The organism is Streptomyces sp. NPDC088354, assembly GCF_044753585.1.
GTDB lineage: Bacteria > Actinomycetota > Actinomycetes > Streptomycetales > Streptomycetaceae > Actinacidiphila.
Window position 1 is genome coordinate 15,566 of record NZ_JBIVNJ010000008.1, and the last position, 22,766, is coordinate 38,331.

General features: G+C 72.7%; 17 protein-coding genes. 10 read left to right on the forward strand and 7 right to left on the reverse strand.

Annotated features, from left to right (window positions below):
- Positions 1–103 precede the first annotated feature (103 nt).
- Positions 104–2,242 carry an MMPL family transporter gene (locus tag ACIP98_RS14595; RefSeq protein ID WP_401976004.1) on the forward strand — a complete coding sequence of 713 codons (2,139 nt, stop codon included), beginning with the start codon at positions 104–106 and terminating at the stop codon, positions 2,240–2,242.
- On the opposite strand, the gene ACIP98_RS14600 is transcribed toward ACIP98_RS14595, so the two are convergent.
- Positions 2,230–2,724 (reverse strand): DUF3145 domain-containing protein, encoded by a 495-nt coding sequence (locus ACIP98_RS14600; protein ID WP_319662641.1) that lies wholly within the window; start codon positions 2,722–2,724, stop codon positions 2,230–2,232. The genes ACIP98_RS14595 and ACIP98_RS14600 overlap by 13 nt on opposite strands.
- Before the next feature lie 236 nt (positions 2,725–2,960).
- On the opposite strand from ACIP98_RS14600, the gene ACIP98_RS14605 reads away from it, so the two are divergent.
- The 8 genes from ACIP98_RS14605 to ACIP98_RS14640 all read left to right on the forward strand — a co-directional run bounded on the left by ACIP98_RS14605 (position 2,961) and on the right by ACIP98_RS14640 (position 12,647).
- Complete coding sequence (locus ACIP98_RS14605) at positions 2,961–3,857, forward strand: SGNH/GDSL hydrolase family protein (protein ID WP_401976007.1); 897 nt, start codon at positions 2,961–2,963, stop codon at positions 3,855–3,857.
- A 204-nt stretch (positions 3,858–4,061) separates the two neighbouring features.
- Positions 4,062–5,222, forward strand: coding sequence for a mandelate racemase/muconate lactonizing enzyme family protein (locus ACIP98_RS14610; RefSeq protein ID WP_401976009.1), 1,161 nt, complete (start codon positions 4,062–4,064; stop codon positions 5,220–5,222).
- Entirely contained in the window at positions 5,219–6,247 is a 1,029-nt protein-coding gene (locus ACIP98_RS14615; RefSeq protein WP_319662644.1) for an alcohol dehydrogenase catalytic domain-containing protein, read from the forward strand. The genes ACIP98_RS14610 and ACIP98_RS14615 overlap by 4 nt, the downstream gene beginning before the upstream one ends.
- Before the next feature lie 142 nt (positions 6,248–6,389).
- Positions 6,390–7,436 (forward strand): hypothetical protein, encoded by a 1,047-nt coding sequence (locus tag ACIP98_RS14620; protein ID WP_401976011.1) that lies wholly within the window; start codon positions 6,390–6,392, stop codon positions 7,434–7,436.
- Between the two features lie 6 nt (positions 7,437–7,442).
- The gene (gene chvE, locus ACIP98_RS14625) at positions 7,443–8,564 is read left to right on the forward strand and encodes a multiple monosaccharide ABC transporter substrate-binding protein (RefSeq protein WP_319662646.1); all 1,122 of its coding nucleotides are present in this window, start codon (positions 7,443–7,445) and stop codon (positions 8,562–8,564) included.
- A gap of 65 nt (positions 8,565–8,629) precedes the next feature.
- Positions 8,630–10,180 carry a multiple monosaccharide ABC transporter ATP-binding protein gene (gene mmsA, locus ACIP98_RS14630; protein WP_319662647.1) on the forward strand — a complete coding sequence of 517 codons (1,551 nt, stop codon included), beginning with the start codon at positions 8,630–8,632 and terminating at the stop codon, positions 10,178–10,180.
- 1 nt (position 10,181) lies between these two features.
- On the forward strand, positions 10,182–11,432 hold the full coding sequence (mmsB, locus tag ACIP98_RS14635) for a multiple monosaccharide ABC transporter permease (RefSeq protein WP_319662649.1): 1,251 nt from the start codon (positions 10,182–10,184) through the stop codon (positions 11,430–11,432).
- Positions 11,433–11,474: 42 nt separating this feature from the next.
- Positions 11,475–12,647, forward strand: a complete 1,173-nt coding sequence (locus ACIP98_RS14640; RefSeq protein ID WP_319662704.1) for an aldose epimerase family protein — start codon at positions 11,475–11,477, stop codon at positions 12,645–12,647.
- An 81-nt stretch (positions 12,648–12,728) separates the two neighbouring features.
- Here the strand turns inward: ACIP98_RS14640 and ACIP98_RS14645 are convergent, their stop codons facing one another.
- From ACIP98_RS14645 to ACIP98_RS14670, 6 genes are all read right to left on the reverse strand, one after another.
- Positions 12,729–14,372, reverse strand: a complete 1,644-nt coding sequence (locus ACIP98_RS14645) for a pyridoxal phosphate-dependent aminotransferase (protein WP_401976016.1) — start codon at positions 14,370–14,372, stop codon at positions 12,729–12,731.
- A gap of 337 nt (positions 14,373–14,709) precedes the next feature.
- The gene (locus ACIP98_RS14650; protein ID WP_401976018.1) at positions 14,710–15,954 is read right to left on the reverse strand and encodes a pyroglutamyl peptidase; all 1,245 of its coding nucleotides are present in this window, start codon (positions 15,952–15,954) and stop codon (positions 14,710–14,712) included.
- A gap of 116 nt (positions 15,955–16,070) precedes the next feature.
- Entirely contained in the window at positions 16,071–17,297 is a 1,227-nt protein-coding gene (locus tag ACIP98_RS14655) for an exo-alpha-sialidase (protein ID WP_401976020.1), read from the reverse strand.
- Positions 17,298–17,420: 123 nt separating this feature from the next.
- A complete protein-coding gene (locus ACIP98_RS14660; RefSeq protein ID WP_319662654.1) occupies positions 17,421–18,176 on the reverse strand; it encodes a class I SAM-dependent methyltransferase in 756 nt (251 codons plus the stop codon).
- A 78-nt stretch (positions 18,177–18,254) separates the two neighbouring features.
- Positions 18,255–19,073 (reverse strand): EI24 domain-containing protein, encoded by an 819-nt coding sequence (locus ACIP98_RS14665; RefSeq protein WP_401976023.1) that lies wholly within the window; start codon positions 19,071–19,073, stop codon positions 18,255–18,257.
- Between the two features lie 256 nt (positions 19,074–19,329).
- The gene (locus tag ACIP98_RS14670) at positions 19,330–21,834 is read right to left on the reverse strand and encodes a beta-glucosidase (RefSeq protein WP_401976026.1); all 2,505 of its coding nucleotides are present in this window, start codon (positions 21,832–21,834) and stop codon (positions 19,330–19,332) included.
- A gap of 204 nt (positions 21,835–22,038) precedes the next feature.
- Here ACIP98_RS14670 and ACIP98_RS14675 point away from each other — a divergent pair, with 204 nt between their 5' ends.
- Positions 22,039–22,665: a TetR/AcrR family transcriptional regulator gene (locus ACIP98_RS14675; RefSeq protein ID WP_319662657.1), complete on the forward strand. Its 627-nt coding sequence runs from the start codon at positions 22,039–22,041 to the stop codon at positions 22,663–22,665.
- The last annotated feature ends 101 nt before the right edge of the window (positions 22,666–22,766 follow it).

Consider the following 22,766-nt stretch of genomic DNA (forward strand, 5'->3'; position numbering starts at 1 on the left):
CCCTCCATCGTAAATAATCTCGACGGTTAAGATAATCGATGAGTGAGATATATCCTGTGGACAGCAGAGGGAGACACCCGCACCCACCCCCACGGGAGAAGCGATGACATCCGTGCCGCGCACCGTCCGATGGCTGCTCCCCGTGGTGCTGCTGGTCGCCTGGCTGGGGATCGGCGGCACCCTCGGCCCCTACGCGGGCAAGCTGGGCGAGGTCTCCACCAACGACCAGGCGGCCTTCCTCCCCCGCAGCGCCGAGTCCACGAAGGCGCTCGCCGAACGGCAGGCGTTCCGCCGGGGCGAGACCGTGCCGGCGATCGTCGTCTGGACCGCGGACCGCGGACCGGTCACCGACGCCCAGCAGGACGCCGCCACCGCGGCACTGGCCTCCCTCGCCGGGACCGACGGGGTGACCGGCCGGCCGTCCCCAGCGCTGCGCTCCGGGGACGGCCGCGCACTGGAGGGCGTGCTGCAGCTCCGCCCGGACCTCGGGCGGCAGGTGCAGGACACCGTCGACCGGATCTCCGCCGCGGCCGGGCGCGTGCCCGGCACCACCGCCCACGTCGCGGGACCGGCCGCCTCCCAGGCGGACCTGGGCGACGCCTTCGCGGGCATCGACGGACTGCTGCTGCTCGTCGCCCTCGGGGTGGTGCTGGTGATCCTGCTGCTGGTCTACCGCGCGGTGCTGCTGCCGCTGGTCGTCATCGCCGGCTCGGTCCTCTCCCTCGGCCTCGCCTGCGGCGTGGTGTACGTGCTCGCCGAGCACGGCGCGGTCCGGGTGGACGGCCAGGTGCAGGGCATCCTGTCGATCCTCGTCATCGGCGCCGCCACGGACTACGCCCTGCTGCTGTCGGCCCGCTTCCGGGAGGAACTCGCCGCTCGCGGCGACCGGTTCGCCGCCATGCGGGCGGCGCTGCGCCGCTCGGCGGGGGCGATCGTGGCGAGCGCGGCCACCGTGGCGCTCGCGCTGCTGGCCCTGCTGGCCAGCGACCTGACGAACAACCGGGCGCTGGGCCCGGTCGGCGCCGTCGGCGTCGTCTGCGCCGTGGCGAGCAGCCTCACCTTCCTGCCCGCCGTCCTGCTGCTGCTCGGCCGGGCCGCGTACTGGCCCGCCCGGCCCCGTCCGGCGCGCGAAGGGGGCCGGGGCGTGTGGCAGCGGGTGGCCGCGCTCGTGGACCGGGCGCCGCGCCGGGTCTGGGCGGCGAGCCTGGCGGTGCTGGTCGCCTGCGCGGCCTTCTCCCCCGCCCTGACCGCCCGGGGCGTGCCGCTGGACGAGATCTTCGTCCACCAGGCCCCCTCGGTGACCGCTCAGCGCGTCCTGGGCGAGCACTTCCCCGGCGGCTCCGGCAACCCCGCCGTGGTGGTCGCCGCCGCGGACCGGCTCACCGAGGTGACCCGGACGGCCGAAAGGACCGCCGGAGTTTCCTCCGCCGCTCCCGTCACGGCCTCCGGCCGCCCCGGCCAGGGCGCGCCGCTGGTCGCCGGCGGCCGGGCGCAGCTGGAGGTGACGCTGCGGGACGCCGCCGACAGCGACGCCGCCAAGGCCACCGTGGAACGGCTGCGGCGCGCCGTGCACGCCGTGCCCGGCGCGGACGCGGTGGTCGGCGGGTACACGGCGCAGCAGCTGGACACCCAGCGCACCGCCGAGCGCGACCGCACGCTGGTGGTCCCGGTCGTCCTCGCGATCATCCTGCTGATCCTGGTGGCCCTGCTGCGCAGCCTGCTGCTGCCTCTGCTGCTGGTCGCCACGGTGGCGCTGAACTTCGCCGCCACCTTGGGTGTGTCGGCGCTGGTCTTCCCGCACGTGTTCGGCTTCTCGGCGACGGACGCCTCGGTCCCGCTGTACGGCTTCGTCTTCCTGGTCGCGCTCGGCGTGGACTACAACATCTTCCTGATGACCCGGGTCCGCGAGGAGACGCTGCGGCACGGGACCCGGCAGGGCGTCCTGCGCGGCCTGACCGCCACCGGGGGCGTGATCACCTCGGCGGGCGTGGTGCTGGCGGCGACGTTCGCGGCGCTGGGCGTGATCCCGCTGGCCTTCCTGGTGCAGATCGCCTTCATGGTGGCGTTCGGCGTGCTGCTGGACACCACGCTGGTGCGCTCGCTGCTGGTGCCCGCGCTGGTGCGGGACATCGGCGCGCGGGTGTGGTGGCCGGGGGCCGCGGCGCGGTGCGAGGACGGCGACGGCACGCCGCCGGACCCCGCGGCGGGCGCCGCGGAGCCGAGGGAGCGTCAGACGACCTGATGCAGCCACCGGACGGGGGCGCCCTCGCCCGCGTACCGGAAGGGCTCCAGCTCGTCGTCCCAGGGCTTGCCGAGCAGCTTGGCGACCTCGGTCTCGAGGTCCGCCTCGCCCTTGCGGGCCCGGGCGAGCGCGGCGCGCAGCCGGTCCTCGGGAATGAGGATGTCGCCGTGGATGCCGGTGACGGCATGGAAGATGCCGAGCTCGGGGGTGCTGCTGTAGCGCTCCCCCTCGGCGGACGGGCACGGCTCCGCCGTCACCTCGAAGCGCAGCAGGTGCCAGCCGCGCAGCGCGGACGCCAGCTTGGAGGCGGTGCCGGGGTCTCCCTGCCAGGAGAACTCGGCCCGCCAGGTGCCCGGAGAGGCGGGCTGGCGGATCCAGTCGAGGTTCACGCGCACGCCGAGCACGCCCGCGACGGCCCACTCGACGTGTGGGCACAGCGCGCGCGGCGCGGAGTGCACGTACAGAACTCCACGTGTCGTCACCGGGACCTCCAGTGTGGGACGAGGTACGCCTTCCCCAGCGGCCTCATGCCCATAACCGAGCCATCCGGGACAGCAGTGGACATTCTGCACTAATCATAACGAATGAGACAAGATCTGACTTCTGGTCACCTCTTTCCCATCAGGTGTCAAGGAAAAAGCTACCGCGCGGCGTCACCCGAGGAGTGACGTACTGTCGGGATCACCGAGAAGTCACCCACTCGTCGGAGGGAGCAGCGATGCGGGAGCCGCTCCGGCGCGCCGCGCGCGGCGCGACCGCCGCTCTGACCGGTCTGCTCACGACGGCGCTGGTGGCGGCCTGTTCCGTGACCGGCGCCGAGGCCCCGGCGGCCGCCGGGAGCGGTGCCGCGAGCCCCCGTCCGAGCGCCTCGGCCGCCCTGGCGTGGAACACCCGGCCGGCCTCACTGGCCGCCCTCGGGGATTCCATCACCCGGGGTTTCGACGCGTGCGGCGTGTTGACGGACTGCCCGGACCTGTCCTGGGCGACCGGCAGCGGGGCCTCGGTGACCAGCGTCGCCACCCGGCTGCTCGCCCGTCCCGCCGCCGCGAGCTGGAACCTGGCGGCCAGCGGCGCCCGGATGGCCGATCTGCCGGCGCAGGCGGAGCGGGCCGTGGCGCTGCGGCCGCAGCAGGTGGTGATCCTCATGGGCGCCAACGACGCGTGCGCGCCCAGCGCCGCCCGGATGACCCCGGTGGACACCTTCCGCCGGGAGTTCGCCACCGCGCTGCGCACCCTGCACCAGGGGCTGCCCCGGACGCAGGTCTTCGTCGCGAGCGTGCCCGACCTGCTGCGGCTGTGGGACGTCGGGCGGCACAACGCCCTGGGCCGGCAGATCTGGAAGCTCGGCCTGTGCCCGTCCATGCTGGCGGACCCCGAGTCGACGGACGCCGCGGCGAACGCGCGGCGGCAGGCCGTACGGGAGCGGGTGATCGCGTACAACAGCGTGCTGGCACAGGAGTGCGCGCGCTGGAAGCGCTGCCGCTCGGACGGCGGTGCGGTCTTCGACTACCGCTTCACCTCGGCGGAGTTGAGCCCGTGGGACTGGTTCCACCCCAGCGCCCGGGGGCAGTCGCGGCTCGCGGGGATCGTCTACGGCGCGGCCTTCGGCTCCTGAGCGCCCGCCCGGGAGGCCGCGCGGGCCTGTTCGTATACGACGGCGCGGCCGGTCTCCGGCGCACGGTCCGGCCTCACTTCGGCAACAACGCCCGCATCCGGGCAACTTTGCCATTGACACCGCCCGGAGCCCGTAACTACGGTCCCTTCAACATTTCGAACGGGTGACGAAATCTCGAACGACCGTCCTTAAGGGGCAACTTCCGTGCGCATCACCGGCATCAGCACGCATGTCGTCGGCACTCCCTGGCGCAACCTCACCTACGTGCTCGTCCACACCGACGAGGGCCTTACGGGCGTCGGTGAGACGCGCATGCTGGGTCACACCGACGCATTGCTCGGCTACCTTCACGAGGCGTCCGCAAACCACATCACCGGCTCCGATCCGTTCGCGGTGGAGGATCTCGTCCGGCGGATGAAGTACGGCGACTACGGCCGGGCCGGCGAGATCGTCATGTCGGGGATCGCGGTCGTCGAGATGGCCTGCTGGGACATCAAGGGCAAGGCCCTCGGCGTGCCGGTGTGGCAGCTGCTCGGCGGCAAGGTGAACGAGAAGGTCAAGGCGTACGCCAACGGCTGGTACACCACCGAGCGCACCCCCGAGGCCTACCACAAGGCCGCCCGCGCGGTCGTGGAGCGCGGCTACCGCGCGCTGAAGATCGACCCCTTCGGCACCGGCCACTTCGAGCTGGACCACGCGGCCACCACGTACGCCCTCTCCCTCATCGAGGCCGTCCGCGACGCGATCGGGCCCGAGGCCGAGTTGCTGGTCGAGATGCACGGGCGCTTCAGCCCGGCGACCGCGATCCGGATCGCGAAGGAGCTGGAGCCGTTCAAGCCGAGCTGGATCGAGGAGCCGGTGCCGCCGGAGAACCTCAAGGCCCTGGCGAAGGTCGCCGCGCACACCGACCTGCCGATCGCGACCGGCGAACGCATCCACGACCGCTACGAGTTCCGCGAGCTGTTCGAGCTCCAGGCCGCCGACGTCATCCAGCCCGACCTCGGTCACATCGGCGGCATCAACGAGGTCCGCAAGCTCGCGGCCACCGCCGAGACGCACTACGTGCTGGTCGCCCCGCACAACGTCGGCGGCTCGGTGCTCACCGCGGCGAGTCTGCAACTGGCGGGCTGCACCCCCAACTTCAAGATCCTCGAGCACTTCAACGACTTCGCGGACTCCGAGATCAAGAAGGTCGTCAAGGGCGCCCCCGCGGTGGGGCCCGACGGGTACTTCACCCTGTCGGACGCCCCCGGCCTCGGTGTCGAGCTCGATGTGGACGCCGCCGCCGAGTTCCCCCAGCAGCAGGCGCGCTTCGACCTGTGGGCCGAGGGCTGGGAGCGCCGGCAGCCCGGGGGCACCAAGTGACCGGCCCCTCCCCCCGCGCCGTCGTCCTCGACGGGCCCGGCCGGCACCGGATCGTGCCCGCGGAACCGGTCGCGCCCGGCCCGGGCGAGGCGCTGGTGCGCGTGCACGCGGCCGGGATCTGCGGCAGCGACCGCGAGGTCCACGCGGGCACCCGCCCGGCAGGGTACGTCCGCTACCCCGTCACCCCCGGCCACGAGTGGTCCGGCACGGTGGAGGCGGTCGGCGCGGGCGTGAGCGCGGACCTGACCGGCCGCAAGGTCGTCGGCGAGGGCTTCCGCAACTGTCAGGTCTGCGACCGCTGTCACGCCGGGGAGACCACGCTGTGCGGCGCCCCGTACGAGGAGACCGGCTTCACGCAACCCGGCGCGATGGCCGACACGCTCACCCTGCCCGCCCGGCTGCTGCACGTCCTGGACGACGCCGCCGACCTGCGCTCCGCCGCGCTCCTGGAGCCAGCGGCGTGCGTGGCGGCCGCGCTGCTGAAGGCCCCGGCCGCGCCGGGCGAGCGGGTGGCCGTCGTGGGCACCGGCACGCTCGGGATGCTGGCGGTGCAGTTCCTGGCCGCGGTGTCCCCCGCGGAACTGCTCGTGGTGGGCGCCCGGCGCGACCGGGAGGAACTGGCCGCCTCCTTCGGCGCCACGATGTTCCGCACCGCCGGCGAACTGCCGGACGCGGCCGCCGCCGACTTCGACCTCGTCGTGGAGGCGGCCGGTTCCGCCTCCGCCGCCCGGACCGGTGCGGGGCTGCTGCGCCGCGGCGGCCGGCTGGCCCTGACCGGCATCCCGGAACCGGGCGCCGCACAGGGACTGGACCCGACCGACCTGGTGGTGCGCCAGCTGACCGTGCACACGGTGTTCGGCGCGCCGCCGGCCGCGTGGGCGCACACGGTGCGCGCGTTCGGCGCGGGGGTGCTCACCCCGGCCCCCCTGATCACGCACGAGCTGCCCCTGGAGGACTACGCGGAGGCGCTCGGCCTGCTGGCGAACCGGGACCCGAAGGTGGGCAAAGTGCTGCTGCGCCCATGACCCGGCCCGGCCCCCGTACGGCTCTGGGCGCCGATGTCCCCCTCCGCACCGACCCGTACCCAATGACCCGAACGTCGTCCGACATCCCGAACACACCCTCGCAGATCCGGAACGGCACCACCGGCACCGACGAAGGAGCACCGTGACCGACGCTTCCACCACGAGTCCCGACAGGACCGGCACCCCGCCCGGTCCCCGTCACCCAGGGCAGCACGCCCTCGCCCTGCTCGGTCACGGTGCCCCGGCGGACAACCCGGCCGACGCCTCCCCGCACTGCTTCCCCGACGGCGGCACCTGGCGCACCGAGATCCCGTCCGTGGAGGGCCCGGAAGCGCTGGCCACCGTGCTCGAGGAGGCCGAACGGCTGGACGTGCCGGTGCACCGGATCAGCCAGGGCAGCGGCATCTGGATGCTGACCGACGCGGAGATCACCGAGATGGTGGCCGCCTGCGCCGAACGCGACGTCGAGCTCTGCCTGTTCACCGGTCCCCGCGGCACCTGGGACATCGGCGCCGCCACCCGCACCGACTCCCGCGGCGGGGGGCTGCGCGCCCGCGGCCACGACCAGGTGGCCGGCTGCGTCGAGGACGCCCTGCGGGCGGCCGCGCTGGGCGTGCGCTGCCTGCTCGTCGCCGACGAGGGCGTGCTGTGGCTGCTGCACCGGCTCCGCGAGCAGGGCCTGCTGCCCGCCGACACCACCTTCAAGGTCTCCGCGCTGGTCGGCCCGGTCAACCCGGCCGCCTACGCGGTGTGGGAGCGGCTCGGCGCCGACTCCGTCAACATCCCCTCCGACCTGACCCTCCAGCAGATCACCGAGATCCGCCGGACCAGCCGGGCCCCGATGGACTTCTACATCGAGGCCCCCGACGACCTCGGCGGCTTCGTCCGGCTCTACGACGCGGCCGAGCTGATCCGCCGCGGCGCCCCGATCTACCTCAAGTTCGGCCTGAGCAAGGCCCCCGGCATCTACCCGTACGGACGGCAGTTGCGGGACGTCGCCCTGGCGACCGCCCGCGAACGGGTCCGCCGCGGACGCCTCGTGCTCGACCTGCTCTCCCGGCTCGGCGCGGACGGCGGGCTCTCCCCGCTGGGCGCGCGGCTGCCCGGGCCGCTCCACCGCTTTCCCCAGGACATCACGACCGACCAGGACCAGGCGACCGACCTCCGCCTGGCCCCCGAAAGGATCTGATCAGCCATGCGCATCGCCAGAGCCGCCCACCTGCGCACCACAGCCGCGCTGATAGCCACCCTCGCCCTCGGGGCCACCGCGACCGCCTGCGGGCAGAGCGACAACAGCGGCGGCGGCGACAAGGACGGCGGGAAGGGCAGCACCATCGGTATCGCCATGCCCACCAAGTCCTCCGAGCGCTGGATCGCCGACGGCGACAACATGGTCAAGCAGTTCCAGGCCAAGGGCTACAAGACCGATCTGCAGTACGGCGACGACAAGGTGGAGAACCAGGTCGCCCAGATCCAGAACATGATCACCAAGGGCGACAAGCTCCTGGTGATCGCCGCCATCGACGGCTCGGCCCTCAGCGACGTGCTGCAGCAGGCGCACGACGCGGGCATCAAGGTCATCTCGTACGACCGCCTGATCCTCGGCTCGCAGAACGTCGACTACTACGCCACCTTCGACAACTTCAAGGTGGGCCAGCTCCAGGCCGGCTACATCGTCGAGAAGCTCGGTCTGAAGGACGGCAGCAAGAAGGGCCCCTTCAACATCGAGCTGTTCGCCGGCTCGCCCGACGACAACAACACCAAGTACTTCTTCAACGGCGCGATGGACGTGCTCCAGCCGTACATCGACAAGAAGCAGCTGGTGGTCAAGAGCGGCCAGACCGGGCTCACCCAGGTCACCACGCTGCGCTGGGACGGCGCCACCGCCCAGGCCCGGATGGACGACCTGCTGAGCAAGTCGTACACCTCCGCCAACGTGGACGCGGTCCTGTCCCCGTACGACGGCATCTCCCGCGGCGTCATCTCGGCGCTCAAGAGCGTGAGCTACGGCACCGGCAAGAAGCCGCTGCCGATCGTCACCGGCCAGGACGCCGAGGTCGCCTCGATCAAGTCGATCATCGCGGGCGAGCAGGCCCAGACCGTCTACAAGGACACCCGCGAACTGGCCAAGGTCGCCGTCCAGATGGGTGACGCGGTCCTCACCGGCGGCAAGCCCGAGGTCAACGACACCAAGACCTACGACAACGGCACCAAGGTCGTCCCGACCTTCCTGCTGCCGCCGGTCAGCGTCGACAAGTCCAACTACAAGGAGGTCGTCGTCGACTCCGGCTACATCAAGGAGTCCGAGCTCCAGTAGTCGCGGAGCCGGACCACGTCGAACGATCGCCACCCCACTCCAACCGAGGAGAACGGAAAGCAGGAATGGCCGGACCCGTCCTCGAAATGCGCTCCATCACCAAGACCTTCCCAGGGGTCAAGGCGCTCTCCGATGTCACCCTGACAGTGGCCGAGGGCGAGGTCCACGCCATCTGCGGTGAGAACGGTGCGGGCAAGTCGACCCTGATGAAGGTGCTCAGCGGGGTCTATCCGCACGGCAGTTACGAAGGGGAGATCCTCTTCCAGGGAGAGCCCTGCGCCTTCCGCGACATCCGCGCCAGCGAGCAGCGCGGCATCGTGATCATCCACCAGGAGCTGGCCCTGGTGCCCTACCTGTCGATCGCCGAGAACATCTTCCTCGGCAACGAGCACTCCACCCGCGGCGTCATCAGCTGGAACGAGACGCTGCGGCACGCCGGCCGGCTGCTCAAGCGGGTCGGGCTCGCCGACCCGCCCAACACCCGGGTCGCCGACATCGGCGTCGGCAAGCAGCAGCTCGTCGAGATCGCCAAGGCGCTGTCCAAGGAGGTCAAGCTCCTCATCCTGGACGAGCCGACCGCCGCCCTGAACGACGAGGACAGCCGCAAACTCCTGGACCTGATCCTGGAGTTCAAGGAGCACGGCATCTCCTGCATCATCATCTCGCACAAGCTCAACGAGATCGCGAGGGTCGCCGACTCCATCACGATCCTGCGGGACGGCCGGACCATCGAGACGCTGGACATGAAGGGCACGGCCGAGGACGGCACCCCGGCCGTGACCGAGGAGCGGATCATCCGCGGCATGGTCGGCCGGGACCTCGACCACCGCTTTCCCGAGCGCGAGCCCGACATCGGCGAGGTGGCCTTCGCGGTCGAGGACTGGACCGTCCACCACCCGATCGACCAGCAGCGCAAGGTCGTCGACGGGGTCTCGCTGAACGTCCGCTCCGGTGAGATCGTCGGCATCGCCGGACTGATGGGCGCCGGCCGCACCGAACTGGCCATGAGCGTCTTCGGCCGCTCCTACGGCCGCGGCATCTCCGGGCGGGTCTACCTGCGCGGCGAGGAGATCCGCACCCGTACCGTCCCCGAGGCGGTCGCCCACGGCATCGCCTACGTCACCGAGGACCGCAAGCACTACGGGCTCAACCTGATCGACGACATCAGCCGCAACATCTCGCTGAGCGCGCTGTCCAAGGTCGCCCGGCGCGGCATCGTCAACCAGCACGAGGAGGCCCGGGTCGCCGAGTCCTTCCGCTCGACGATGAACATCAAGGCGCCCACCGTCTTCGAGACCACGGGCAAGCTGAGCGGCGGCAACCAGCAGAAGGTCGTCCTCAGCAAGTGGATCTTCGCGGGACCGGAGATCCTCATCCTCGACGAGCCCACGCGCGGCATCGACGTCGGGGCCAAGTACGAGATCTACACGGTCATCAACGACCTGGCGGCCCAGGGCAAGGCCGTCGTCTTCATCTCCTCCGAACTGCCGGAACTGCTCGGTATGTGCGACCGCATCTACACGATGTCGGCGGGCCGGCTGACCGGGGAGATCCCGCGCGAGAGCGCGACCCAGGAAGTGCTGATGCGCCACATGACCATGGACCGAGGGAACTGAGATGGGCAGCCCGGTGAAGACCGACAAGACTCCTCCGCCGCCCGCCGGAGGCGCGGCCGCGGCGGGGGGTGGACCGGCGGGGACCGCCGGCTACCTCCTGCAGGCCGCACGGCGCAACATGCGCCAGTACGGCATGATCATCGCGCTGGTGCTGATCGCCGCGCTGTTCCAGATATGGTCCGGCGGCATCCTGCTCAAGCCGCAGAACGTCACCAACCTGATCGGCCAGAACAGCTACATCCTCATCCTGGCCATCGGCATGATGGTGGTGATCATCGCCGGCCACATCGACCTGTCCGTCGGGTCACTGGCGGCCTTCGTCAGCGCCGCCGCGGCCGTGATGATCATCCACCACCATGTCTCCTGGCCGCTGGCCCTGGTGGCGTCCCTGCTCATCGGCGCCGTCGCCGGCGCCTGGCAGGGCTACTTCATCGCGTACGTCGGCATCCCGTCCTTCATCGTCACCCTGGCCGGCATGCTGCTCTTCCGCGGCGGCACCCAGATCCTGCTGGAGGGCCAGTCCGTCTCGCCCTTCCCGACCGGCTTCCAGAAGATCGGCAACGGCTTCCTGCCCGAGGTCGGCCCGCACACGAACTACCACAACCTCACCCTGCTGATCGGCCTCCTGGTCATCGCCATCGCCGTGGGGCAGGAGATCCGTGACCGCCGCCAGCAGGTCGCCTACGACCTCGACGTGCTGCCGCGCAGGTTCTTCCTGCTCAAGCTGCTCGCCATCGTCGCCTGCGTGGTCGCCTTCACCATGACGCTGGCCAGCTACCACGGCGTGCCCATCGTGCTGCTGATCCTGGCGGGTCTGCTGATCGTCTTCGGCTTCGTGATGCGCAACGCGGTCGTCGGCCGGCACGTCTACGCCCTCGGCGGCAACCAGGCCGCGGCCAAGCTCTCCGGCGTCAAGGACAAGCGGGTCGTCTTCCTGGTCTTCGTGAACATGGGCGTGCTCGCCGCCCTCGCCGGCCTCGTCTACGCCGCCCGGCTCAACGCGGGCGTCCCCCAGGCCGGCATCAACTTCGAGCTCGAGGCCATCGCGGCCGCCTTCATCGGCGGTGCCTCGGCGACCGGCGGCGTCGGCACCGTGCTGGGCGCCATCATCGGCGGCCTGGTGCTCGGCGTCCTCAACAACGGGATGTCGCTCGTCGGCATCGGTACGGACTACCAGCAGGTCATCAAGGGTCTGGTACTCCTGGCCGCGGTCGGCTTCGACGTCTGGAACAAACGCAAGGTCGGTTCGTAAAGCAGGCACCTAACGAAGGAGCCGCAAGTGAACAGACGTACATTGATCGCGGGCGCGGCGCTTGGGGCGGTCGCTCCCGTGATCAGCGGGACCAACGCCCAAGCGGCCGGCACAACCGGGTCGGCCGCCCCTGTCAAGAAGGGGCCCGCGGGTAGGACAAAGGTGACAAGGGAACACTTCGGGACCCTGGAGGACGGGACCAAGGTCGACATCTGGACCGTACGCAACGGCGGGATCACTCTGCGCGTGCTGTCGTACGGCGGGATCGTGCAGACCCTGGAACTGCCCGACCGCCACGGGCGCCGGGCCAATGTCTCCCTCGGCTTCGACAACATCGACGCCTATGTGGCCAGCAGCCCGTACTTCGGCGCACTGATCGGGCGGTACGGAAACCGGATCGCCCGGGGCCGCTTCACGCTCGACGGCACGACGTACCAGCTGCCGGTCAACGACGGGCCCAACAGCCTGCACGGCGGCGACAAGGGGTTCGACAAGCGGGTCTGGGCGGTCGAGAGCTTCACCGCGGGCGGCGACGCGGGACTCGTGCTGCGCTACACCAGCGCGGACGGCGAGATGGGCTACCCCGGGACGCTCAAGGTCAGGGTCGTCTACACACTGACCCCGGACGGCGAGTGGCGCATCGACTACAGCGCCACGACCGACAAGGCGACGGTGGTCAACCTCACCAACCACACGTACTTCAACCTGCGCGGCGAGGGCAACGGCGGCGTCTACGACCACGAGGTCGCCATCGCGGCACGCCGCTTCACCCCGGTGGACTCCACGCTGATCCCCACCGGAGAACTGGCACCCGTCGCGGGCACCCCGTTCGACTTCCGGACCAGGAAGCCGATCGGCCGCGACATCCGCACGGCCCACCAGCAGGTGCTGTACGGGCAGGGCTTCGACCACAACTTCGTGCTCGACAAGGGCCGTACGGCCCGACCCGAACACGCGGTCACGGTCACCGAACCGGTCTCCGGACGCACACTGCGCATCGCCACCACCGAGCCGGGCGTGCAGTTCTACACCGGCAACTTCCTCACCGGGGCCTTCGCGGGTTCCTCCGGGCACGTCTACCGTCAGGGCGACGGCTTCTGCCTGGAGACCCAGCACTTCCCCGACTCGCCCAACCACCCGTCCTTCCCCTCGACGGTCCTGCGTCCCGGGCAGACGTACCGCACCACCACGGTGCACTCCTTCGGCGTCCACTGATCCAGGCGTCCGCGACGGCGGCCGGGGCCCGTGCCCCGGCCGCCGTCGTTCCGTGTCCGGGGCCGGTCCGGGCCGTCCTGGTCAGGACGCGTCCTGCCAGTACAGCGCGGGTCTGGGCGAGCCCGGCTTGGCGGACGCGAAGGCGGGCGGCACCTCGGCGGTCAGCGCAGGGTAGAGGTCGGGGGCCGGGGGCTGCGGCGGTTGCTGCTGCTGTTGCTGCTGCTGTTGCTGCTGCAGGGGCATCTGCATCTGGGCGGCCACCGGCTGCGGCTCGTACACCGGCTGCGGGCCCATCCGCTGCGGCTCGTAGACCGGCGGCGGAGCCATCCGCTGGGGCTCGTACACCGGCTGCGGGCCCATCGGCTGCTGCTCGTACACCGGCGGCGCCGGCGGGAGCGGGGCCGGCTGCTCGTACACCAGCTGCGGAGGCTGGGCCTGCGGGAGCTGGAGCTGCTGCGGGACCGGCACGGGGGCGGGCACAGGCTGCGGCGCGGGCTGGATCTGCGGGAGCTGCTGGACCTGCGGTGCCGGCGCCGGTTCCGGCACCGGGGCCGGCTCGGGCGCGGCCGCGTACCAGGTGCTGCCGTACAGCACCGTGCTCAGCCCGGTCAGGAGGCGCTGGACGTCTTCTTGCGGCCGCACGACCAGGCGCATGAAGCGGCTGCTGCTGCCGAGCTTGTTGCCGCACTCGCGGACCAGGACGCCGTGCTCGGCGAGCAGCCGGTCACGGACGACGGCGCCGTCGACGCCGTCGGGCAGCTTGACGAAGACGAAGTTGGCCTGCGAGGGATAGACGGTCAGGCCGGGCAGCGCCGCCAGTTGCCAGATCATCTCCTGGCGGTCGCGGGAGACCATGTGCAGGCTCTGCGCGTACTCCTCGCGGTGGTCCTTGAGCATGAAGACGACCGCTTCGGCGAAGGAGTTGAGGTTCCACTTGGGCAGCATCCGGCGCACCTTCCCGGCGAGGGCCGGGTTGGCGACCATGTAGCCGAAGCGGATGCCGTGCAGGCCGAAGTTCTTGCCGAGGCTGCGCAGGACGATGACGTTCGGGCGCAGCACGGCCTCCGCCGCCACACTGGGCCACGCCTCGGCGTCGGCGAAGTCCAGGAAGGACTCGTCGACGACGACCAGGTCGAGGTCGGCGAGGGCGTCCATGAGGCCGACGACCACGTGCTTGGGGAGGAACCCGCCGTCGGGGTTGTTCGGGTTGCAGATGACGGCCGTGCGCGAGCCCCGGGCCCGGACGAACGAGACGAAGGCCGCCGGGTCGAGTGCGAACCCTGCGGCCTCGGGGAGGAGGAACATGTCGACGCGCTTGCCGGTCTCCATCGGCTGATCGGTCCAGCGGCCGAAGGTCGGTATGGGGACGGCGAGGCTGTCGCGGACCAGGAGGTGGTCGATCCAGGTGATCAGCTCGGTGGAGCCGTTGCCCATGGCCACGGTCTGCGGGTTGAGGCCGAGCAGGGAGCACAGCTCGTTCGTGATGACGTCGGTGCTGCTCGGGTAGTAGGTCAGGATGTCCAGCATCGAGCGCTGCAGCTTCTCGTACATCGCCGGGCTCGGGAAGTACGGATTGCACGGGATGCAGAAGTCGACGATGTCCGCAGCGCCTTCCGGGGAGGACACGCCGCCGGCGCGGCGCAGGGCGAAGTACGAGGGACTGTGCGCGGTGTTGGCGCGGAACAATTCGGTGGCATTACCGGTGACGCCGACGGCGACGGTCACGGCAGGACCTCCCTCGATCACGCGGGCCGCGCCGCGGCGGCCCGCTTCCCCTTGCCCGTACAGCCCGGTCGCTTGTCCCTCACCTCCCTCACCGACCGGCGTACGGGACATGGAGGAGACAAGAGGTGCACGGGTTGACCGTCTTGCGGTCTTCCGCAGTCCCTTACGGCTGCGTCCCGGCTTTCGTTCAGCCCTCCGCGGCCCCCACCGGCCGCGGCCGGTGCACGGTGGTGGCGGCGGGCGCCCCGCCGCCGTCGCGCGCCCCGGCCGCCGCGATGCCGTGACACCTCCGGTCACCGCCCGCCGGACCTGACGGCGGCCGCCCGGGGGCCTCGCCTCAGCCGCCGGCGGCCGCGGTGAGGATCGCGCGGATCTGGGCGGTGATGGCGAGGCGGTTGGCCACGAACTCGGGGTCGGAGACGGTGCCGGTGCCGGGGTCGGTGTTGCCGGGGCCGAACTGCAGTACGGGGGTGTGGACATGACCGCCGGGCGCGGGCAGCGCGAGCACGTCGCGGAGCAGGGTGGCACGGTAGGCGATCTCGTTGGAGAGGTAGTCGCCGCCGCCGCCGGCGCGCGCCGTGGAGCCGGGCGTCGGACCGGAGTCGCTGACGACGGGCGCGGTCGCCCCGGCCGGGATCTCCGTCACCGCGGTGTTGTCGTGCACCGGGAAGGGACCGGTCCCGGCCGCGACGATCGCCCGGTACGGCAGTCCCGTGGTGGTCCACTGCGGCGCCTCGTGCCCGTACCGGACGGGAACGGGACCGGTGACCGGGTCGCCGGCGTTGTCCGGGAGGCCGCCGCGCCAGGCGCCGTTGAAGCGTTCGAGGTCGAAGCGGCCGACGCGGCCCTGGCTGACGGTGGCGAACAGGTCGACGCGGTGCGGGCCCGGACGGAACCACGGGCGCAGGGCGCGTTCGACGGTGCCCCGTGTGAAGTCGGCCCAGCGGACCGGGAAGACGACGGCCTCCACGCGGGCCGGGCCGCCGGCGGTGCGGATCATGACGCCGTCCAGGGCGAGCGCGGCGGCGCCCGAGGGGTTGCTGCGGCGGACGTCGACGTCGAGCCGGAAGGGGTCGAAGCCGGTCAGCAGGATGCGCCTGACGCCCCCGGCCGCGGGCGGCCGGACGGTGTCCTGCCCCCGGGAGGCCCGTTCCAGCCGGTCCAGCAGGGCGGCGCGCCCGTCCTCCCCCAGCGGGAAGGACGGCTGCCACGTGCGCAGGCTCCGGGTGAGGGTGAGCCGGGCCCAGTACAGCGGCCGGTCGTCGTCGCGGCTGAGGTCGCCGCCGGCCGGGCCGCGCCCCTGCGCCCTGCCGACCGCGTCCTGCCACAGCGCGCGGCCGTGGTGGCGCACGACGCGTTGCGCCGCCGCCCTGGAGCGCGCCGCCGCCAGCGCCCGCGCGAAGCGGGGAGCCGCGGCGTCGAAGCCGCTGCGGCGCAGGATCTCCTGGGGCGCGGCCCGGTCCAGCCGGGCCTCCTCCACGGTCGGATCCGGGACGGTGGTGGCGGTCGCGGGAGCGGTCGCCGAGGGGGCGCCGACGGGCGGCGCGAGGACCGACACGCCGGTCCGGGTGGGGGGCCGCACTGTCCGGGAACCTCCGAGCCAATCAGGTGCACACCAGGTGGAGCGACCCCCAGCATTCCCGACCGGCACCGCGGAACGCCAGACGCCCCCCATCTCCGCCCCGGCGCCCCGCCGGGTCAGCGCAGCAGCGAGGCGATCGCGAGCCGGACGAAGGTGATGGTGTCGTACGGGGTGGCGGTCCCGGTCTCGTACAGCAGCCCGACGTGCTCGCTGTCGATCTGCACCAGATCGGAGTAGGCAGCCTTGGCGTCGGACACCCGGTACCCGCGCGACCAGGTCACCCCGTCGTCGAGGCTCGCCCGCACGGTCATCCGCACCCGGTCCCGGGGCTCGCCCGGGGCCGCCAGCAGCAGCGGGCCCGAGCCGCGGCCGTTGTACGTCTGCAGCAGGCTGCCCTCGACGGAGGGCGCGGTGATCCCGGGAACGGTCCGGAAGGGGGCCAGCAGGGTCGCCCCGCCGTCGGCGCTCCAGGCGTGGGCCCGGCTGCCGCGGTCGGTGCCCTTCTGATCACGCGCGTTGAAGTACACCCGGCCGTCGGGCAGTTGGGCGACAGCGGTCTCGTTGACATTGATCCGGCCGTCCCCGGCGGTGTCCACGTAGCCGATCCGCCAGGTCTTGCCGCCGTCGTCGCTCAGCAGGCTGTGGCCCGCGTACCAGCGCGGCTCCGCGCCGTTGTCCCCGCTGCCGGGCGACGGGGTGACGGAGTGGTTGGCGCCGACGACGAGCCGGCCCTTGTGCGGACCGGTGGTCAGCACGATGCCGTGCCCGGGGCCGGTGGCGTACCAGCGCCATCCGGGGCGCTTGACCTGGGCAGTGATCTCCCGCGGCCGTGACCAGGTGACCCCGGCGTCGTCGCTGGTCCGCACGAAGACGCGCCGCCCGTCTGCGGGGACGGCGTCGCCGGACATGATGTCGGCCTCGGTGGTCGCGCCGCCGTTGCGGGTGGTCAGCAGCACCAGCCGCCGCGACGGTTCCACCACCGGTGCGGGGTTGCCCAGGGTGTTCGGCCCGGCGTCCGCGATCCTGCGCAGCGCCGTCCAGGTGCAGCCGCCGTCCTTCGAGCGGCGTTCGACGACGTCGACGTCACCGTGGTCCGCGCCGGACTCCCGCCGGCCCTCCGCGAAGGCCACGAGCACGGGGCCCGCGGCACCGGACCCGGGCACCTGGACCACCGCGGGGATGCGGAAGGTGCTGTAGCCCTTCTGGCCCGAGACGAAGACGCGGGTCGGCGCGCACCTGGCGCCGGAGCCCACCGGCTCCGCCAGGGTCGCCGGCGCGGGCTGGCACGCCGCCGCCAGGGCCGCGCACACGGCCGTCACCAGACGCCCAGCCCACCGCACCACGCGTCACTCCCCGTACCGACCGGCGCAAACACTCCGGACAGTAACAAAAGGGACGTGACTGCCCCGGTCCCGGCGGCCGCCCGGCGCGGCGCGCCGCGGAGACCACGCGCGCGGCGCGAGCGCCTACGCCGCCTTCCGCACCAGGAAGAAGATGCTCGGCCCGAACGTCACCCGCGCCAACGGCCGCTGCAACGCCTCCTCGGCACGTACCAGCGTGCTCCGCGGCACCACCCGCTTCAACCGCGTGCTCCGCAGGTTCGACACCGACAGCCGCTGCTGCACCCGCAGCCCCGCGGCCTCCAACTGCGTCGCCACCGTGCGCGGGTGGTGGTTGACGAAGGGGATGCTCTCGCGCTCGCGGTTGGCGGCGGAACGGATGTCGACCGGCTGCAGCGGAACCCGCCGGCGACGGGCCGCGTACCGCAGCCGGTTGGCGGCGTGGGCGAGGTTGGCGCTCTCGACGATCGCCGTGCCCCCGGGCCGCAGGACCCGCGCGATCTCGGCCAGGGCGGGCGCCGGGTCGGGCAGGTGGTGCATGACCCGGATCATCGTCACCAGGTCGACGCTGCCGGAGTGCAGGCCGAGCCCGGACACGGTCGTCAGCCGCATGCTGACGCCCGTGAGGCCCGCCAGGTACTCCTCCGCGTCGTCCAGTTGACGGCGGCTGGAGTCCAGCAGCGTGACCCGGTCGGCGAACTCCCGCAGCACCGGCACGAGACGCCCGTATCCGCCGCCGACGTCCGCGGCATGGCCGAAGTGGCGGCCGGCCAGCAGCCGGCGCAGCGCGGCGACCTCGGCGTCGTGCTCGTAGCCGCGGCCGTCCCAATAGGTGCGGTAGCTCCGCTGGTTGTCGTCGTACTGATCGGCCCGCTGTGCCATCGCGTCCCCCTCGCGCCCTGCCGTCACCTGACACAGTTCAGGTCACGCACAGGACCGGGAACGGTTCCCTCCGCAAGGTCAGGGCTTGCGAAGGTCCAGGGGACGCGGCGCGCTCCCGGGCGCCGCCCGGGACCCGGCCTCCGCGTCCGGATCGCCGGCCTGCGGCGGCAGCAGGTCCCGGACCAGCAGGGTGGCACCGGCCACCGCGCCCGGCATCAGGAAGACCGCGACGACCGGCACCAGGAAGCACAGCACCAGCGGCACACCGAAACCGAGGCTGAGCATCATCCGGCCGCGGAGCATGCGCAGCCGCTCGCGCAGCGCCACCTCGCGGCGCTGGAAGGCGACACCGCTGAGTTCCAGGGCCAGGAAGAAACCGGAGACGCAGAAGCCGATCACGGGCACCACGGTCTGCCCGACGACGGGGACGAAGCCCGCGGCGAACAGCGCGACGGTCCAGACCGTGACGCGCACCAGCACCCGCAGGCTGTCCCAGGCGGACCGCAGCAGCTCGCGCCAGAGCGGGACGTCCGGGCTGTCCGGGGCGCCGCCCTCGGTGTCGTCGACCCGCTCCGCCAGCGACTCGTAGAAGGGCTGCCCGACCAGCAGCGTCACGGCGGTGAAGGAGATCACCGCCAGTACCAGGCCGCCGCCGAAGACGACGGCCGTGAGCAGGCCGCGGAAGAGCCCCTGCCACGGCGAGCCCCAGTCGTCGGCGAAGGGGGTCGCCCAGGCGGTCGCGTCGTCGGCCCAGAACGCCAGCACGACCAGCGCGGCGACGTAGCCGACGAGGGTGATCAGCGCGGGCAGCAGCCCGAAACCGAACCAGCGGCCGTGCCGGACGACCCAGCGCTGGCCGTCCACGAAGTGACGTATCCCGGTCGCAAGATCTCCCATGCGCGACAGGGTATGCGACCTCCCGGGGACGGGGGGACCGTCCGGCCGCCGCGGATCGGGATCAGGCCACGATCTCGCGGTCCGCCGGACCCGACGGCTCGGCGTCGAAGAGGCCACATCGGTGTCGGCGTCGGAAGCTCCGCGCGCCTCTCGACGGCGCGACAGGTGCGGGCCCGGCCGCCACGGGACCGCCCGGCGCATCCCGCACATCCCGGTGAGGCGCCGGCCGCCTCCCCGGGGGCGCCCCACGCAAGCCTCAGCCCGTCGCGGACACCGGCACCGGCACCGGCACCGTGAGCCTGCGGTCGACGAGACTGCGGCCGATCTCGGCCGTGTACGTGCCGGGCGGGGTGCGCCAGGCGCCGGCCGTCTCGTCCCAGGTGCGGGCAGCACGCCGGGACAGCGGTACGCGGACCTCCGTGGTGCCGCCCGCGGGCAGTTCCACGGAGAGGAATCCGGCCAGGACGCGGCGCGGCCGGTCGGCGCCGTCGTCCTCGGGGACCGCCAGGTAGACCTGGACGACCTCACGGCCCGCGCGGGCCCCGGCGTTGCGCAGGCGCACCGTCACGACGCCCAGCGTGTCGGCGTCGTCGTGGCCGGCGGCGGCCTCGTAGCCGGCGCCGTCGTACTCCCAGTCGGTGTAGCCGAGCCCGTGCCCGAAGGCGTACGCCGGGGCGACGTCCGACCGGTCCCAGGCGCGGTAGCCGATGTGGACGCCCTCCTCGTAGGTCAGAACGCCCTCGCGCGGCTCGACCCGGGTGACCGGGGCGTCGGCGAGCTTCACCGGCCAGGTGGTGGGCAGCCGCCCGCCGGGCTCCTCCGCGCCGAACAGGACGTCGGCCAGCGCGGCGCCGGCCTCCTGCCCGGGGAACCAGCCCAGCAGCACCGCCGCGACCTCCTCACGCCACGGCAGTTCCACGGGGGCACCGGAGTTGACCACGACGACGGTGCGCGGGTTGGCCGCGGCGACCGCGTGCACGAGGTCGTCCTGGCGCCCCGGCAGCCGCAGGTCCGCGCGGTCGAAACCCTCGCTCTCGACCCGCTCGGTGGTGGCGACCACCACGATCGCGGCCTCGGCGTCGCGGGCGGCCGCGACGGCCTCCGCGATCAGCTCGTCCGGGTCGCGCCGCGGTCCGCGGTGGACGAGGGAGAACGCGACCGTCTCGATGGGCATGTCCTCGATCTTGAAGACGTCGCAGGTGAGGGAGACCGCGACCGGCACCCCCGCCTCCAGCTCGGCCGTTCCCCGGTCCAGAGGAGCGCCGAAGAACGCCTCGAACGGGTCGCTCTCCTGCCCCATCTCCTGCACGCCCTCGAAGACGACCGTGTCCGCGACGACCAGCCGGAAGCCGCCGAGCCCGCGGGTGCCGAAGTGGTGGGCGCCGCTCTCGCGCGGGGTGAAGGTGCCGGTGACCTCGACGGTGTGGAGCGCGGCGAAGGAGACGCCCTCGGGCAGGTCGGTGCCCAGCCACTGCGCCTGGCCGCTCGGCAGCGCGGTCTCCCCCAGCGGCCGCCCCCCGGCGTCCCGGAACAGCGCGCGCAGCGTGAACCCCTGCTCGGCGACGGCGAGTTCGGCACTGGGGTCGGCGCCGACGGAGTACGTCAGCCCCGTGCCCGCGGGCAGCGCCGCGCGCAGCCCGTCCAGCGGGGAGACGACATGGGCGGGGAAGACGTAGGCGGAACCGCCGCCGAGGACACGTGCGTCGCGCGCGGCGGCGCCGACGAGGGCGACGCCGCGGAGGGCCGCGGGGTCGAGCGGCAGCACGGGCCGCCCGTCGCGCGGCTCGTTGCGCAGCAGGACGAACGAGCGCCGCGCGATCTCCCGGGCCAGCGCCTCGCCGTCGACGGCGGCGGGCAGCGCTCCCGCGGGCACCGCGGCGGGCACGCCCTCCAGCAGTCCTGCACGGCCGGCGAGCAGCAGCACACGGCGCACCGCGTCGTCGACGACGGACTCCTCGACCCGCCCCTCCCGTACCGCCTGGGCGAGTGCCTCGCCGTACACCGTGCGCGGGCCGGGCATGGCCACGTCGAGGCCCCCGGTGACGGCAGCGACGGTGTCGCGGGCGGCCGTCCAGTCGGAGACGACGAAGCCGTCGAAGCCCCACTCGTCGCGCAGCACCTCGTTCTGGAGCCGCCGGTGCTCGGTCATGGTGGAGCCGTTGACCCCGTTGTAGGCGGCCATGACGCCCCAGGGGCGGGCGTTCTTGACGATGGCCTCGAACGGGGCGAGGTAGAGCTCGCGCAGGGCGCGTTCGCCGACGACGTTGTCGACGGTGAAGCGGTCGGTCTCGGCGTCGTTGGCCACGAAGTGCTTGACGGTGGTGCCGACACCGCCGTCCTGGACCCCGGCGACATAGCCGGTCCCGATCTCGCCGGTCAGGTACGGGTCCTCGGAGTACGCCTCGAAGTGCCGTCCGCCCAGCGGCGACCGGTGCAGGTTGACCGTGGGCGCGAGCAGCACGTGCACGCCCTTGCGGCGGGCCTCCTGGGCGAGCAGCCGCCCGGCGCGGCGGGCGAGACCGGGGTCCCACGCGGCGGCGAGGGCGGTGGGGCTGGGCAGCGCGACGGACGGGTCGTCGGCGGTGGAGCGCACGCCCCGTACGCCGATCGGCCCGTCCGACATGACCAGCGAGCCCAGTCCGATCTCGGGGACCGGGGGCAGCGACCACATGTCCTGCCCGGCCAGCAGTCGTGCCTTGGTGTCGAGGTCGAGCTTGCCGAGGGCCTGCTCCACGGCGGCCGCGCGCTCGGTGTCGGTCATCGGGTCAACTCCCCTGTCGGAGACGGTTGTCGTCGCCTTGCCCACGGGGCGGCCCGCTCCGGCCACGGCACCGCGCCGGCCGGTACGGGACGGCCCCGCCTCCTGCCACGTGCCCCGCCATCCTGGCCTTCCTCCCTGATGATCGGTAGGTGTCGTCACCCGCCCGTTACTCGGGCCCGCCCCGACCCGGCTAGGCTCGCCGTCGTGACAGCCGACGACCACGGGCGGGGCCTCGGGCGCGCGACCCGGGGCGCGGACCGCAGGGCCGGGATCGTCCAGGCCGCTCTCGAGGTGATCGCGGAACGCGGCTACCGGGGTGCCGCGTTGGCGGCCGTGGCCGAGCGGGTCGGTCTGACGCAGCAGGGCCTGCTGCACTACTTCCCGACCAAGGAGGCGCTGCTGATCGCGGTGCTGGACGCCCGCGACCAGTGGGACATGGCCTCCGCGGCGCTGCACGGGACCGCCTGGCCGCTGGAGATGATCGCGGGCCTGGTCGAGTACAACGCGACCCGGCCGGGCGTCGTCCAGGTCTTCACCGTCCTCGCCGGGGACAGCGTCACCGAGGACCATCCCGCGAGCGGGTACTTCAAGGAACGCTACGCGCGGGTGCGCGAGTGGGGGGCACAGTCGCTGCGCAGCGAGTACGGCGACGTCCTGCCCGGCGGCCTCACCCCCGAGCAGGCCGCGCCCCTGCTCGTCGCCGTGATGGACGGCCTGCAGACGCAGTGGCTCCACGACCCGGAAGCGGTGGACATGCCCGCCGCCTTCCGCGACTTCGTCGCCCTCCTGACCGCCCCCCGCGCGCCGGACGGGACGCCCGGCGGCGCCTGAGTGCTCTGTCCCCGACGTTCGGCGGTGCGTGCCATCGCTCCTCGGGCCGGGGGAGGCGCAGGGCATGGGACTGTTCCGCAGGAACCGCACCGGGCGGCGGG